Source organism: Streptomyces sp. IBSNAI002, from assembly GCF_052244475.1.
Classification (GTDB): domain Bacteria; phylum Actinomycetota; class Actinomycetes; order Streptomycetales; family Streptomycetaceae; genus Streptomyces.
In genome coordinates, this window is the sequence record NZ_JBQPXG010000002.1 from 3,309,061 (window position 1) to 3,323,181 (window position 14,121).

16 protein-coding genes and 1 pseudogene are annotated in these 14,121 nt (G+C 72.6%); 6 read left to right on the forward strand and 11 right to left on the reverse strand.

The window, feature by feature from the left end; genetic code table 11:
* Nucleotides 1–80 precede the first annotated feature (80 nt).
* From ACTVZO_RS15935 to ACTVZO_RS15950, 4 genes and pseudogenes are all read left to right on the forward strand, one after another.
* Nucleotides 81–1,417 (forward strand): annotated as a pseudogene (locus ACTVZO_RS15935) (ABC transporter substrate-binding protein).
* Nucleotides 1,418–1,424: 7 nt separating this feature from the next.
* Entirely contained in the window at nucleotides 1,425–2,411 is a 987-nt protein-coding gene (locus ACTVZO_RS15940) for a carbohydrate ABC transporter permease (RefSeq protein ID WP_443299011.1), read from the forward strand.
* Complete coding sequence (locus tag ACTVZO_RS15945) at nucleotides 2,408–3,232, forward strand: carbohydrate ABC transporter permease (RefSeq protein WP_443299012.1); 825 nt, start codon at nucleotides 2,408–2,410, stop codon at nucleotides 3,230–3,232. Before ACTVZO_RS15940 ends, ACTVZO_RS15945 begins: the two co-directional genes overlap by 4 nt.
* Nucleotides 3,229–4,578: a GH1 family beta-glucosidase gene (locus ACTVZO_RS15950; RefSeq protein ID WP_443299013.1), complete on the forward strand. Its 1,350-nt coding sequence runs from the start codon at nucleotides 3,229–3,231 to the stop codon at nucleotides 4,576–4,578. Before ACTVZO_RS15945 ends, ACTVZO_RS15950 begins: the two co-directional genes overlap by 4 nt.
* A gap of 167 nt (nucleotides 4,579–4,745) precedes the next feature.
* Here ACTVZO_RS15950 and ACTVZO_RS15955 read toward each other — a convergent pair whose 3' ends face one another.
* The 6 genes from ACTVZO_RS15955 to ACTVZO_RS15980 all read right to left on the reverse strand — a co-directional run bounded on the left by ACTVZO_RS15955 (nucleotide 4,746) and on the right by ACTVZO_RS15980 (nucleotide 8,664).
* Nucleotides 4,746–5,216: a hypothetical protein gene (locus tag ACTVZO_RS15955; RefSeq protein WP_443299014.1), complete on the reverse strand. Its 471-nt coding sequence runs from the start codon at nucleotides 5,214–5,216 to the stop codon at nucleotides 4,746–4,748.
* 117 nt (nucleotides 5,217–5,333) lie between these two features.
* The gene (locus ACTVZO_RS15960; RefSeq protein ID WP_443299015.1) at nucleotides 5,334–5,633 is read right to left on the reverse strand and encodes a hypothetical protein; all 300 of its coding nucleotides are present in this window, start codon (nucleotides 5,631–5,633) and stop codon (nucleotides 5,334–5,336) included.
* 80 nt (nucleotides 5,634–5,713) lie between these two features.
* Nucleotides 5,714–6,355: a disulfide bond formation protein B gene (locus ACTVZO_RS15965; RefSeq protein ID WP_384229178.1), complete on the reverse strand. Its 642-nt coding sequence runs from the start codon at nucleotides 6,353–6,355 to the stop codon at nucleotides 5,714–5,716.
* Between the two features lie 11 nt (nucleotides 6,356–6,366).
* Nucleotides 6,367–6,531: a DUF5993 family protein gene (locus tag ACTVZO_RS15970; protein ID WP_443299016.1), complete on the reverse strand. Its 165-nt coding sequence runs from the start codon at nucleotides 6,529–6,531 to the stop codon at nucleotides 6,367–6,369.
* A 67-nt stretch (nucleotides 6,532–6,598) separates the two neighbouring features.
* Nucleotides 6,599–7,978: a sensor histidine kinase gene (locus tag ACTVZO_RS15975; protein WP_443299017.1), complete on the reverse strand. Its 1,380-nt coding sequence runs from the start codon at nucleotides 7,976–7,978 to the stop codon at nucleotides 6,599–6,601.
* Nucleotides 7,975–8,664, reverse strand: a complete 690-nt coding sequence (locus ACTVZO_RS15980) for a response regulator transcription factor (RefSeq protein ID WP_079154168.1) — start codon at nucleotides 8,662–8,664, stop codon at nucleotides 7,975–7,977. The genes ACTVZO_RS15975 and ACTVZO_RS15980 overlap by 4 nt, the downstream gene beginning before the upstream one ends.
* A gap of 79 nt (nucleotides 8,665–8,743) precedes the next feature.
* Between ACTVZO_RS15980 and ACTVZO_RS15985 the strand changes: the two genes are divergently transcribed.
* Nucleotides 8,744–9,271: a hypothetical protein gene (locus ACTVZO_RS15985; protein ID WP_443299018.1), complete on the forward strand. Its 528-nt coding sequence runs from the start codon at nucleotides 8,744–8,746 to the stop codon at nucleotides 9,269–9,271.
* A gap of 26 nt (nucleotides 9,272–9,297) precedes the next feature.
* On the opposite strand, the gene ACTVZO_RS15990 is transcribed toward ACTVZO_RS15985, so the two are convergent.
* The 3 genes from ACTVZO_RS15990 to ACTVZO_RS16000 form a co-directional block, all read right to left on the reverse strand.
* Complete coding sequence (locus ACTVZO_RS15990) at nucleotides 9,298–9,936, reverse strand: class I SAM-dependent methyltransferase (RefSeq protein WP_443299019.1); 639 nt, start codon at nucleotides 9,934–9,936, stop codon at nucleotides 9,298–9,300.
* A gap of 149 nt (nucleotides 9,937–10,085) precedes the next feature.
* Entirely contained in the window at nucleotides 10,086–10,988 is a 903-nt protein-coding gene (locus tag ACTVZO_RS15995) for a spermidine synthase (protein WP_443299020.1), read from the reverse strand.
* A gap of 17 nt (nucleotides 10,989–11,005) precedes the next feature.
* On the reverse strand, nucleotides 11,006–11,440 hold the full coding sequence (locus tag ACTVZO_RS16000) for a hypothetical protein (protein ID WP_443299021.1): 435 nt from the start codon (nucleotides 11,438–11,440) through the stop codon (nucleotides 11,006–11,008).
* Nucleotides 11,441–11,723: 283 nt separating this feature from the next.
* On the opposite strand from ACTVZO_RS16000, the gene ACTVZO_RS16005 reads away from it, so the two are divergent.
* Nucleotides 11,724–13,055 (forward strand): tetratricopeptide repeat protein, encoded by a 1,332-nt coding sequence (locus tag ACTVZO_RS16005; protein WP_443299022.1) that lies wholly within the window; start codon nucleotides 11,724–11,726, stop codon nucleotides 13,053–13,055.
* 12 nt (nucleotides 13,056–13,067) lie between these two features.
* Here ACTVZO_RS16005 and ACTVZO_RS16010 read toward each other — a convergent pair whose 3' ends face one another.
* Together ACTVZO_RS16010 and ACTVZO_RS16015 are read right to left on the reverse strand one after the other, a co-directional pair.
* Nucleotides 13,068–13,409: a VOC family protein gene (locus ACTVZO_RS16010; RefSeq protein ID WP_443299023.1), complete on the reverse strand. Its 342-nt coding sequence runs from the start codon at nucleotides 13,407–13,409 to the stop codon at nucleotides 13,068–13,070.
* Between the two features lie 83 nt (nucleotides 13,410–13,492).
* A complete protein-coding gene (locus ACTVZO_RS16015) occupies nucleotides 13,493–14,089 on the reverse strand; it encodes a histidine phosphatase family protein (protein ID WP_443299024.1) in 597 nt (198 codons plus the stop codon).
* Between the last annotated feature and the right edge of the window lie 32 nt (nucleotides 14,090–14,121).

Below are 14,121 nucleotides of genomic sequence, written 5' to 3' on the forward strand. Positions count from 1 at the left end.
GTGGGAGCGCTCCCACAGTGTGGCACACGACACCCGGCACGTTTCTTCCTTCCCCGTTCCGTCCTTCAAGGAGGATGCACATGCGAGCCCACGCCCGAGCCCGAAGAACCCTTGCCACCGCAGTCACCGCGGTGGGAGCGGCCGCCCTGCTGCTCACGGGGTGCGCGCAGGATCCGCAAGAGCAGCCGCAGAGCGGCGGACCGGCCGGCGAGAAGGCGAAGACCACCCTGACCGTCGGGGTCTTCGGCGCGTTCGGCCTCCAGGAGGCCGGGCTCTACGACGAGTACATGGCGCAGAATCCCGGGATCCGCATCGAGCAGACCTCCATCGAGCGGAACGAGAACTACTACCCCCAGCTCCTCACGCACCTGGGGACCGGCAGCGGGCTCGCCGACATCCAGGCCGTCGAGGTCAACAACATCGCCGAGATCACCGCCACGCAGGCCGACAAGCTGGTGGACCTGGGCAAGGCGCCGGGGGTGGACAAGGCCGCGTACCTGCCCTGGAAGTGGGCGCAGGGCACGGCGAGCGCGGCGAAGGGCGGGGCGACCGTCGGCCTCGGCACCGACATCGGGCCGCAGGGGATCTGCTACCGCAAGGACCTCTTCGAGGCGGCCGGGCTGCCCACCGACCGGGCGGCGGTCGGGGCGCTGTGGGCGGGCGACTGGAACAAGTACCTGGAGACGGGCAAGGCCTACAAGGCGAAGGCGGGCGCGGGCAAGGCCTTCGTGGACTCCGCGTCGGGCGTGATGGCGGCGGTGACGGGCGGCAGCGCGCAGCGGTTCTACGACGACCAGGCAAGATCGTCTACAAGACCAACCCGGCGGTGCGCGGGGCCTTCGACCTGGCGGCCTCCTTCGCGGGCGAGGGGCTGAGCGCCAAGCTCCAGCAGTTCACCCCGGCCTGGGACCAGGGCTTCGCCAACGGCTCGTTCGCCACGGTCTCCTGCCCGGCCTGGATGCTGGGCTACATCCAGGACAAGGCGGGCCCGGCGGGCAAGGACAAGTGGGACGTGGCGCAGGCGCCGAAGCCGAGCAACTGGGGCGGCTCGTTCCTGGTGGTGCCGAAGGCGGGCAAGCAGACCGGGGAGGCGGCGAAGCTGGCGGCCTGGCTGACGGCTCCGGCGCAGCAGGCGAAGCTCTTCGAGAAGCGGGGCAGCTTCCCGAGCGCGAGCGCCGCCTACAAGCTGCCGGCGGTGTCGGGGGCGCAGCACGCGTACTTCGGCGGGGCCCCGATCGGCGAGATCTTCGCGAAGGCGGCGGAGGGGGTGCCGGTGACGGTGGTCGGCCCGAAGGACCTGGTGATCGCGCAGAACCTGTCGGACATCGGCATGCTCCAGGTCGACCAGAAGGGCCGTAGTGCCCAGGAGGGCTGGGAGGCCGCGGTGAAGGCGATCGACAACGCCCTGGATCAGTGAGGCTCAGGTGACGGACGAGACGGCTGTCCTGTCCCCCTCCGCCGCCGGCTCGAAGCTGCCGGCGGCGGAGGGGGACGGCCGGCGCCAGGCGTGGCGCTCGCGCCGCTACCGGTGGGACCTGCGCTGGAGCCCGTACGCCTTCGTGGCGCCCTTCTTCCTGTTCTTCGCCGCCTTCGGGCTGTTCCCGCTGCTGTACACGGGATGGGCGGCGCTGCACCAGGTGGAGCTGACCGATCCGGACAGCATGACGTGGGTGGGGCTGAAGAACTTCACCCGGCTGTGGGACGACGAGTTCTTCTGGAACGCCCTGCGCAACACGGTCACCATCGGGCTGCTGTCCACGGTGCCGCAGCTGGCCGTCGCGCTCGGCCTGGCCCACCTGCTCAACTACCGGATGCGCGGCTCCGCCTTCTTCCGGGTGGCCGTGCTCACCCCGTACGCCACCTCGGTCGCGGCGGCCACGCTCGTCTTCGTGCTGCTCTTCGGCCGGGACCACGGGATGGTCAACTGGGCGCTGTCCTCGGTCGGTCTGGGGGCGGTGGACTGGCAGAACGGCACCTTCGCCTCCCAGCTGGCGGTCTCCACCATCGTGATCTGGCGGTGGACCGGCTACAACGCGCTGATCTACCTGGCCGCGATGCAGGCCGTGCCGAACGAGCTGTACGAGTCGGCCGCGCTCGACGGGGCCTCGCGCTGGCAGCAGTTCCTGCACGTGACCGTGCCCTCGCTGCGGCCGACGATCTTCTTCACCTGTGTGGTCTCGACGATCGGGGCGACCCAGCTGTTCGGCGAGCCGCTGCTGTTCAACGGCGGGGCGGGCGCGACGGGCGGCTCGGAGCACCAGTTCCAGACGCTCGGGCTGTACCTGTACGAGCAGGGCTGGGTGAACCTGCACCTGGGGCGGGCCTCGGCCATCGCCTGGGCGATGTTCCTGATCCTGCTGGTCATCGCGGGCGCGGCGCGGCTGCTGCGCGGACGGGGGGCTTCCCGATGAAATCGCTGCGCGCGGGCAGGCTCGCGTACGCGGTGCTGGCCCTGTTCACCGTCGGCTCGCTCTTCCCGCTCGTCTGGACGGCGATCGCGGCCTCGCGGAGCAATACGCGGCTGGCGCAGACCCCGCCGCCGTTCTGGTTCGGCGGGAACCTGGGCCGCAACCTCCAGGTCGCGTGGACCGACGCGAACATGGGCACGGCCCTGCTGAACACCGTGATCGTGGCCGGCACCGTCGCCGCGGGCACGGTGGTGTTCTCCACCCTGGCGGGCTTCGCCTTCGCCAAGCTCCGCTTCCGCGGCAGCAGGCTGCTGCTGGGGCTGGTGGTCGGGACGATGCTGATTCCGCCGCAGCTGAGCGTGGTCCCGCTGTACATGCTGATCGCGGAGCTGTCGTGGACGGACCGGCTCCAGGCGGTGATCCTGCCGACCCTGGTGTCCGCGTTCGGCGTCTTCTTCATGCGGCAGTACCTGGCGCAGGCCCTGCCGATGGAACTGGTGGAGGCGGCGCGCACGGACGGGGCGAGTTCGCTGCGGATCGTGTGGCACGTGGTGTTCCCCGTCGCCAGGCCCGCGATGGCCGTGCTGGCCATGCTGACCTTCGTGATGGCCTGGAACGACTTCTTCTGGCCGATCGTCGCGCTGACCCAGAACGGCAGCCCGACGGTGCAGGTGGCCTTGACCGGGCTGGGCCGGGGCTACATCCCCGACCAGTCGGTGATCATGGCGGGCGCGCTGCTGGGCACGCTCCCGCTGCTGCTGGTGTTCCTCATCTTCGGCCGCCAGATCGTGGGCGGCATCATGCAGGGAGCTGTCAAGGGATGACGAGTGTGCCGAGGGGAAGCCTGCGCTTCCCGGACGGGTTCCTGTGGGGCGCGGCCACCGCGGCCTTCCAGATCGAGGGCGCGGCCGCCCTGCGCGGGCCCTCGATCTGGGACACCTTCTGCCGTACGCCGGGCAAGGTGCACGGCGGTGACACGGGCGACGTGGCGGCCGACCACCACCGGCTGTGGCGGGACGACGTGCGGCTCATGGGCGAACTGGGGCTCGGGGCCTACCGTTTCTCGGTGTCCTGGCCGCGGGTGCTCTCCGGCGGGATCGGCTTCTACGACGCCCTGGTGGACGAGCTGCTCTCGTCCGGGATCCGGCCCTGCGTGACCCTGTACCACTGGGACCTGCCGCAGGAGCTGGAGACCGGGGGCGGCTGGCCCGAACGGGAGACGGCCTACGCCTTCGCCGCGTACACCGAGCAGGTCGCGAAGGTGCTGGGCGACCGGGTGGAGCTGTGGACCACCCTCAACGAGCCGTGGTGCAGCGCCTTCCTCGGCTACGCCTCGGGGGTCCACGCCCCCGGCCGCACCTCCCCCGCCGACTCCCTGCGCGCCGCCCACCACCTCAACCTGGCCCACGGCATGGCCGCTGCCGCCCTGCCCGCTTCGGCGCGGGTCGGGATCGCGCTCAACCCGAGCGCGGTCCGGCCGCTGACCGGTTCCGAGGCCGACCTCGACGCGCGGCGCCGCATCGACGCCCTGGCCAACCGGATCTTCACCGGGCCACTGTTGCACGGCGCCTATCCGCAGGACCTCCTCGCGGACACCGCAGCCGTGACGGACTGGTCCTTCGTCCGCCCCGGAGACGAGGCGCTGATCCACCAGCCGCTGGGCTACCTCGGCGTGAACTACTACTCCCCGGCGGTGGTTTCGGCGGCTCCGGCCGGCACCGGGCCCCGCGCGGACGGCCACGGGGCCACGGGGCACTCCCCCTGGCCCTGCGCCGACACCGTGGCCTTCCACCAGCCCCCGGGCGAGCGGACCGACATGGGCTGGTCGATCGACCCGACGGGGCTGTACGACCTGCTGATGCGCTTCTCCCGGGAGGCGCCCGGGCTGCCGCTGCTGGTCACCGAGAACGGCGCCGCGTACGCCCCCGAGCTGCACGACCCGGCGCGGATCGACTACCTGGAAGCCCATCTGGCCGCCCTGCACCGGGCCTTGGCGGACGGCGCCCCGGTGGAGGGGTACTTCCTCTGGTCGCTGATGGACAACTTCGAATGGTCCTACGGCTACAGCAAGCGCTTCGGCATCGTCCACGTGGACTACGACACCCAGGTCCGCACCCCGCGCTCCAGCGCCCACTGGTACGCGCGGGTGGCGAGAACGGGAGCCCTCTGACCGCTCCGGGGGTTCACGGGCGCCGCGCTGGCCCTGGCGGGAAGGAGTACGCCGGCCCGCGGAACGGCCGGGCGGCCTGGACGAGTCATTCCGAAGCGATCGTGACAGCTTTGCGTCCCTCGAGGAGCCGGCGAAGCAGATGACGCTCACTGAATCCCTCCCGGAGTTCAATTCAGCTGGTCGCGCACGAGATCAAGGAATGCCTGTCGGCTCGGATGAATGTGCGCCCAGACCTTCTCGTCCTGCGGATCTTCCGGGTCTTCGGGGCCCTTTCTGATCACCTCCTGTACTGCCCAGGCGAGGCTGCGTGCCGCTTCGCCGACCTCGGGCGCGCACAGTACGTGGATCGTCTTCTGCGTCACCCACACCCTGTCAAGGACCTGCTGTGCCCGGGCCTGCCACTGCTCGTCAGCCAGGTTGTGGTGATGCCGGTCCACCGCGACCCGTTCTGCTTCCTGCACCGCAGTCAGAAACTCGATGAGGTGAGTGAGGCGCTCGTTACGGCGCGCCTCGGCAAGTTCACGAGCACCGCGCCGCGTCTCGCCGCGCTCCAGGGCGTGTCCTGCCGAGCGCTGGGTCAGCATCGACATGAGCCCGCCGAGCAGGACGCCGATGAGCGGCGCAAGCGTTGTCCACACAACGTCAGACTATGACATCGATGGCATGGACATGGGGCGGGGCAGAGCGGCTGCGGCCCTCGTTCAAGCGGGAGAAACGCCGCAAGCGTGAGTCAGGCAAGATCCGAAAGAGGCGGCCTAGTGCGAGGACTCCATCGCCGCCAGTCCCTTCGCCAGGTCCTCGGCGGTCATGACCGGAGCGACCTCGACCTCCGCGTTGAACTCCAGCAACAGGCCCTCCATCAGCGGCGGCATCTGCGCGCTGTCCTGCAGGTCGAAGACGATCCAGCAGGAGCGGACGCCCTCGTGCAGGCCGAAGTAGGCGGCCTCCGGCTGCAACTTCTCCATCAGCGACTTCATGGCCTGGGGCAGGGTGCCGGTCCTGATGCCCTCGTTGCCGGCGGCCGTGTCGATGTGGGCGCGGAGCATGACTCTCATGCCGACTCCTTCCGTCAGGCCCACCCTGTGCGGCCCCGGCGGTGGCGGCAACATCTCCGCCACCGTCCGGGGCCACGGCACTAGCCGAGGATCCCCACGTCGTAGAAGAACTGGTAGCGGCTCGGGTCGTCCGGCAGGAACCAGTGGAAGCCCTCCTCGAAGAACACGGCCACCAGGTTGACGGCGATGACCAGGCCCAGGAACCCCAGCGCGAACATCCCCACCGTCCGCGGCGCCCCCGGCCCGTCCGCCGGGACGGAGCGGTCGGCCGTCGAGTGGGCGAAGGCCAGGGCGATGCCGATGGCCACCACCGAGGCCTGGAAGAGGATCCACGCCCACACGTACAGGTGCAGGCCGAACACCTCGCTCCCGTACCCCTTGGCCCCCGGCAGGATGTGCAGCATCGTCTGCCGCCAGGACGCGAAGGAGCCGGCGATCACCGCCACCAGGGACAGGCCCCAGCCCATCATGTAGTCCCGGCCGGTGACCGTCCCGTACGCGAGCGCCGTCCGGACGATGTACGCGGCGCCCATCGCCGCCAGCAGCATGAACATCCGCTGCACGATGCAGAGCGGGCACGGGTACTCCCACAGCCCGAACTGGTAGAACAGGCCGCCGCAGACCACGCCCGTCCAGCCGATGGCGAAGACGCAGGCGAACCAGAACTGGACCCGCCCCAGCAGTCCGCCCGTCGGCGCCTCCTCCGGGAGGAGGCTGTGCATCACGGCCACCGTCAGTAACTCAGGTTCAGGGCGAGACTGCTGGTGATGTGGTGCGCCATCAGCAGGATCACGGCCAGCAGCATCACCCACCACGCTCCGAGCACCACCATCCGGGGCGATTCCCGGTACATGGCGAGGAACGTGGCGAGGATGCCGCCGAAGATGAGGGTGTCCATGCCGCGGACCGTACCGATCCACGGACACCCCGCCCGCGAGGCGCGCCCCCGCCCCCGCCCCGTTGCGTCAGTTGCTGCGCCGCTTGCGCCGGCCGCGCCGGGCCCGCACCCCGCCCGCGGCGCCGCGGGTCCGCCCGTCCAGGCCGATCCAGACCCGCACCTCGGTGCCGCCCAGCACCGAGCGCCCCAGCCGGACGTCGCCGCCCGTCGACTCCGCGACCCGGCGCACGATGTCCAGGCCGAGGCCGGTCGAGCCGTCGCGTCCGCCGTCGTTGCCGCGGCGCAGGGCGGCGTCCGGGTCGGCGATGCCGGGGCCCGCGTCCGAGACGAGCACGATGACCGCGTCCGAGGCGTCGTGGACGTCCACCGCGAAGGGGGTGCCCTCGGGGGTGTGCCGGAAGACGTTGCCGAGCATCGCGTCGAGGGCCGCGGCGAGTTCGGGCCGCGCCACGGGGATCCGTACCGTACGGTCCACGCCCGCGAGGCGCACCTCGCGGCCCTCGTCCTCGGCGAGCGCCGACCAGAAGGCCATCCGGTCCCGGATGACCTCGGAGGCGTCGCATCCGGCGCCGGCCACCGCGGCGGCGGGCGGGCGCTGTTCGCGGGCGGTACGGATGATCGTGTCGACCTCCCGTTCCAGCTGCTCCACGGCCTCGCGGGTCTGCTCGGCGGCGGGGCCCTCGCCGAGGGAGGCGGCGTTGAGCCGCAGCACGGTGAGCGGCGTGCGCAGGCGGTGCGACAGGTCGGCGGCCAGCTCCCGCTCGTTGGCGAGGAGTTCCACCACCTGGTCCGCCATCGCGTTGAAGGCCGCGGCCGCCGAGCGCAGTTCCTTCGGGCCGTCCTCGGGCACGCGCGCCCCGAGCCGTCCCTCGCCGAGCTGGTGCGCCGCGTCCGCGAGCCGCTCGGCCGGCCGGACCAGCCGCGCGCCGAGCCGGTCGGCGACCCCGACGGAACCCACGATCAGTGCCGCCCCGACGCCCGCGAGGACCAGCCAGGCGGTGGTGACGCCGTTGCTGACCTCGCTCTCCGGTACGAACACCTCCACCACCGCGATGTCACCGGACCCGAGCGCGGTCGGCTGGAGCAGCGCCGAACCCCCGCCGGGCACCGAGGCCGTCGTGGCCCGGCCGATCCGCCGGGTCTCCGCGACGGCGTGCGCGCCCGCGCGGCCCTCGCCGATGTCCGCCGGCGGGCTGTCGCCGATCGCGGGCACGTGGACGGCCATCCGCCGGGCCGCGCCCATCTGGGTGGACTCCACGGCCTTGCGCAGCTGCACCGGGTCGGTGGTGATGGACAGCGTCGGCCCGATGGTGGCCGCCTGCCGTTCGGCGTTGGAGAACGCCCGGTCGCTGGCCATCTCCTGCACCACCAGCCCCAGCGGTACGGCGAAGGCCACGACCACCATGGCCGTGACCGCCAGGCACACCTTGACCAGGGCCCATCTCACAGCGGCGGCTCCAGCTTCACGCCGACCCCCCGCAGCGTGTGCAGGTAGCGCGGGCGGGCGGCGGTCTCGCCGAGCTTGCGGCGGAGCCAGGAGAGGTGGACGTCGATGGTCTGGTCGTCCCCGTACGACTGCTGCCAGACCTCGGCGAGCAGCTCCCGCCGGGCCACGACCACCCCGGGCCGCCCGGCGAGAAAGGCCAGCAGGTCGAACTCCCGGCGGGTGAGGTCCAGTACCGTCCCGTCGAGCTCGGCCTGGCGGCGCAGCGGGTCGATGGCCAGTCCGCCGACGCGCAGCACGCGCGAGGGCGGTTCGGCCCCGGCGGCGGCCCGGGCGCGGCGCAGGACGGCGGCCATGCGGGCCGAGAGGTGCTCCACGGAGAAGGGTTTGGTCAGGTAGTCGTCGGCGCCGTCGTTGAGCAGCCGGACGATCTCCGCCTCGTCGTCGCGAGCGGTCGCGATGATCACCGGCACGTCGGTGATGCCGCGCAGCATCTTCAGCGCTTCCGACCCGTCGAGGTCGGGCAGCCCGAGGTCGAGGATGACCACGTCGAACCGGTGGTGTGCGACCTCGCGCAGGGCCTCCAGGGCCGTGCCGACGCTCCGCACGGTGTGCGAGGCCTCGGTCAGGTGCCGGATGAGGGCGGAACGTACGAACTGGTCGTCCTCGACCACGAGCACACTTGCCATGGCCCGCACCGTAGTCCATTCGGGCGACCCGGGGAGGTGCCGGGCCACGTCTGTGACGGGTGGTGCAGTATGTCCCCTGATGCAGCGAGGTCTTGTACATGCCATGGCTTGGACGCTGGCGACCGGAGCAGCGGTGACGCTGTCGTGGTGGGGCGTGCACACGGTCATGTCCGGCACGGCCTACGACCGCCCGCTCGCCGTTCCGCTGACCACGCTGCCGCTGTCGTCCTCGACGCGGAACCCGCAGTCCCCGTCGCCGGAGGCCTCCCCGTCCGCCTCGCCGAGCCCGCAGGCTGCGGCGTCGACGCCCGCATCCGGCCCGCCGCCGTCCGCCGGGGCCCCCTCCTCCTCCGCCAGGCCGTCACCGAAGGCGTCCGCGCGCGCGGGGCAGGTGAAGGCCTATCCGGTCTCGGGCGGCCGGGTCGTCTTCGACCTGGGCGCTTCCTCGGCCGAGCTGGTCTCCGCGACCCCGGCCGCCGGCTGGCGGATGCAGGTGTGGAAGCAGGACTACTGGATCCGGGTCACCTTCACCCGGGACGGCAGCGAGGTCTCGGTCTTCTGCACCTGGCACGACCACCCGCCGGTCGTCGAGACCGTCGATCCCTGAGGGGCGCGAGCCCTGAGCGTCCGCCCCTAGCTGGTGGCCCCCGGAACGGTCCCCACCAGCACGAACTCGTTGTACGGGAAGACCTTGCCCATCGGGCGGGGGAAGGGGAACGAGTACGTCCGCCGCACCGCGATCCCGTGCCGCGCCGCCGCCGTCCGCAGCTCCTCGAAGCCGACCCAGCGGATGTGGGTGGCGTCGGAGCGGAAGCCGACCTCCTGCGGCGTGATGAGGACGAGCGAGCCGCCCGGCTTCACGAGCGGGAGGTACTGGTCCAGCAGCGCGGCCGCGGTCTCCTCGTCGACGTGCTCCAGCACGTGCGAGGCCAGCAGGCTGTCGAAGGAGCCGGGCCCGCAGTCCGGGGCCTCGGCGAGCTGGTCCGGGGTGTAGGCGGTCAGCCCGCGGTCGCGGCAGGTCTGCACGGAGTGCGGATTGTGGTCGACCCCGACGCTTTCGGGGCCGCAGTTGAGCAGGTTCCGACCCAGGCCACACCCGATGTCGAGGACCCGGCCGAGTTTCAGCCTCCGCAGGTTCCACTTGTAGGGCGCCTGGGTGGGCACGAACCGCTTGAGTCCCGACTGCTCGAGGCGGGCGAGCCGCCTGGTGTAGTCGGACGTCGCGGTGCTGGGTGAAGGGGTTCCCGGGTTTCCAGCGTGGGAATCAGACATCGTTGGCCGTCTCCTGAGCGCGTCGTAGGAGGAGCGGGCCTCCTAGGGATCAACACACTACGCATCAGGACCGATTGTCGGGAGACCTCTTTTCATTGTCGGCCCCCGACGGCCATCGCGCGCGGCCGTCGACGCTGGTCGGACCCGGTCTAGCGGAAAACGGAGGGCGGCGGCTGCGGCGAGGCCACCGCCGAGGCGTCCGCCACCGGCGCGGCCCCTCCCGCGAAGTCCGCCAGCGCCCGGCCGTGCTCCACCCGGCCCGGATGCGGATCGCTCGCGACCCGGCGGGTGAACTCCGCGACGGGCAGTTCGCGGTCCGCGGCCACCAGGACCGCGTTGCCGAAGCGCTTCCCCCGCCACACCACGGGATCGGCCGCCAGCGCCAGCTCCGCGAACCGGGACGCGGCCGTCGCGATCTGGCCGCGCAGATGGGCCAGCGGCGGACCGTCCGCGAGGTTGGCCACGTACCACCCGGTGGGCGCGAGGGCACGGCGTACGTCGTCCAGGAACTCGGTGCTCGTCAGGTGCGCCGGGGTGCGCGCACCGCTGAACACGTCCGCGATCACCAGGTCCGCCCAGCCGTCCGGCACCTTGGCCAGGCCCGCCCGGGCGTCCACCGCGCGGACCCGGATCCGCGCCTGCGGATCCAGCGGCAGGTGCTCGCGCACGAAGGCCACCAGCGCGGCGTCGATCTCCACGATCTGCTGGGTGGAGCGGGGGCGGGAGGCCGCGGTGTAGCGGGCGAGGGTGAAGGCGCCGCCGCCCAGGTGCACCACGTTCAGGGGCTGCCGGGCGGGTGCGGCGAGGTCGATCAGGTGGCCGATCCGCCGCTGGTAGGAGAAGTCCAGGTACCCGGGGTCGGCCAGGTCCACGTGCGACTGCGGGGCGCCGTCGATCAGCAGGGTCCAGGCGTCCGCGCGCTCGCGGTCGGGCGTCAGCTCCGCCAGCCCGCCGCCCACCTGCCCGGCGAGCGGCTCGGCGGCGCCGCCGCCGCGTCCGCGCTGCTGCTGCTCGCCCTTGTTCCGGCCCTTGCCTCTGTCTCTGCCTGCCACCACCCCATTGTGGCCGGTCAGCGGCAGTTGTCGGCGGCCTCGATCAGCCGGGCCGCCTCCCCGAGTGCCTCGCGCAGCACGGCGGGGTCGGTGACCGGCTCGACCGCCTCGGGCGGGAGCAGCCAGCCGGTGGCCCCGGTGGCGGGCGGGACCGCGTCGCCGAAGCGCATCCCGCGCCCGTTGGTCTGCGTACACGCGCTGCCCGGCATGTCCCAGGCGTCGGCGGTGCCGGGCGGGACGAGGAAGCCGAGGGTGTCGCCCGATCCGTCGTGCAGGACGGGCCCCACCCCGCCGGCCCGACTGGCGCGGCGGATGATGTCGACCGCCTCCAGCCCCTGCCGGGTGGGCACGGTCACCAGGTCCGGAGCGTCGGCCCCGGTCACGGTCACGGTCGCCGTCGCCGTCGCGGTCGCACCGGGCTCGGGCGCGGTGTTCGTTCCAGTGCTCTCCATGCCGGCCTCCACCAAGGGAACCCCTCCTCGATCCGCGTACGAGCCGGGAGCGGGGAGTCGCCTCCCACTCCGCATGGGTTCAACGCCCCGGAACGTCAACGGGTGCGGCGGCAAGACGCTGCAAAGGATGGCAGTTCATGGCAGATCGCGGGTGAGATATCCCGTTTGTAACCAAACATCGTATGAAGGGACCCGTACTGGCGGTACGTTCATGCGCGCCGGGCGACTCCTCCGCACCCCTCCCCGTACCGGCGCTGCGTTCCTTGCCAGAGAGGCCACGTCCATGGCGGCGTCCCCCCACTCACCCAACTCCACGTTCCGGCGGCTGCGCGGGCAGCACTCCCCGGCCGAGTTCGCGGCGCTGGTGCGCCGGGCCGCGAAGGAGATCGGCGAAACGGTTTCCTGCGACGCCCGCTACATCGGCCGCGTCGAGTCCGGCGAGATCCGCTGCCCCAACTACGCGTACGAGCGGGTCTTCCTCCACATGTTCCCCGGCCGCACCCTGGCCGACCTGGGCTTCTCACCGCGCGAGGCCGTCCGCGGGCGCTCGGCGCTGCGCGACCCGTCCGCCCGCTCCCCCCATCCGTCCCCTTCCTCTTCCCCTTCCCGTTCCAAGGAGAGCGACGTGCTGCGTCGCGCGTTCATGGCGGGCGGCTCCGCGACCGTGGCGGCCGCGACGCTCAGCCTCACCCTGCTCGGCGACACCCGCCGGCTCCCCTCCCGCGCCGGAGAGTCCGAGGCCGCGGCCGTCGAGGACGCCGTACGCCAGATCCGGCTGCTGGACGACCGGCACGGGGCCGACGCGCTGTACCGCAGGGCCGCGGGGCCGCTGCGCGCCGCGTACGCACTGCTCGACGCGGGGGCCAGCCGGCAGTCCACCGAGGACCGGCTGCACGCGGGCGCCGGGGAACTGGCCGTCTCGGTCGGCTGGCTCGCCCACGACTCCGGCCGCTTCGACGACGCCCGCTCGCACTACGCGGAGGCCCTGGCGACGGCCCGGGTGTCGGGGGACGCGGCCCTGGAGGCGCACGCGTTCAGCAACATGGCCTTCCTGGCCCGGGACCGCGGCCGCTCCCGCGAGGCCGTACGGGCGGCCCAGGCGGGCCGCCGCGCCGCCCGCTCCCTCGGGTCCCCGCGGCTGCTGTCGCTGCTGGCCCTGCGCGAGGCGGGCGGCTGGGCGGGGCTGGCCGACCGCAAGGCCTGCGAGGAAGCGCTGACCCGGGCCCACACCGAGTTCTCCCGGGGCGCGGCGGGCGCGGACCCGGAGTGGATGTCCTTCTTCGGCGAGGCCGAGCTGGAGTCCCTGGAGGCCAGGTGCTGGGCGACGCTCGGCGAGCACGCCCGCGCGGCCCGGCACGCCCGCCGCGCCGCCGACCTCCAGGATCCGCACTTCGCCCGGAACGTGGCCCTCTACACCGCCGAGCTGGCCGGTGACCTGGCGCACGCGGGGGCCCCCGACGAGGCCGCCTGGGCGGGCGGGCGGGTGCTGGACCTGCTGGCGGAGGTGCAGTCCACCCGGGTGCGGTCCCTGCTCTCGGAGACGGCCCGCACCCTGATCCCGCACCAGCGCTCCCCGCGCGTGGGCGCCTTCCTGACCCGGCACGCCGCGGTCTGACCGGCCCGGGGGTCAGGCGCCGAGGTACTCGTAGACCCCTCCCTCGGGATGGCGGACCACCGCGCGGCGCCCGTTGGGGGTGCGGGCGGGCGCGGCGATGACCTCGCCCCCGGAGGCCGCGCAGTGCGCGACCGCCGCGTCGAGGTCGGCCACGGCCAGCGTGGCCGCCACGCCCGCGAACCGCTCGGCGAGCGCGTCGGGCCCGCTGAACAGCAGGAACGGTCCGACGGTCGCCAGGTCCAGGCCGGCGAACTCGAAGCGGGTCGCCGGCTGGCCGGTCAGCCGTACGTAGAAGTCCAGGGCCGGACCGAGATCGTCCACGCGCCGCCGCAGCACCACGGAAGTAATCGTCATGGGCCCATCCTCGCAGTCACACAGCGAGACAACTCCCTTACGGAGAGGCCCTTTTCGGCTCTCTTTCGGCGGACCGGCCCGCCCTACGCGTCCAGGTGCCCGGTGTCGTTCCAGCGCTCGAGCGCGGGGGCCCCGTACGCCCAGCCGAGCACCGACAGCGAGGTGGGTTCCAGGCGGATGCGGGCGCCGAACGAGGCCTCGAAGCCGAGCCAGCGGGCGGCCAGGGTGCGCAGGATGTGCCCGTGGGCGAAGACCAGGACGTCCCGCTCCGCCGAGCGGGCCCAGGCGACCACCTCGTCGGCGCGCGCCGCCACGTCGGCCACGGACTCGCCGCCCGGGACGCCGTCGCGCCAGATCAGCCAGCCGGGGCGGACGGCCTGGATCTCGGCCGGGGTCATGCCCTCGTAGTCCCCGTAGTCCCATTCCAGCAGCGCGTCCCACGGCTGCGCCTGGACGCCGAAGCCCGCGAGGTCGCAGCTCTCGCTCGCGCGGACCAGCGGGCTGGTGCGGACCTCCACTCCGGGCAGGCCCTTCCACGGCTCCCGGGCCAGCCGCTCGCCGAGCAGCTCGGCGCCCCGCTTGCCCTCCTCCAGCAGGGGCACGTCCGTGCGTCCGGTGTGCTTGCCGAGCTGGGACCACGCCGTCTGGCCGTGGCGGGCCAGCAGGATGCGGGGGGCCATGTGAGTTCTCCCGGTATGTAAGCGTTGGTGCG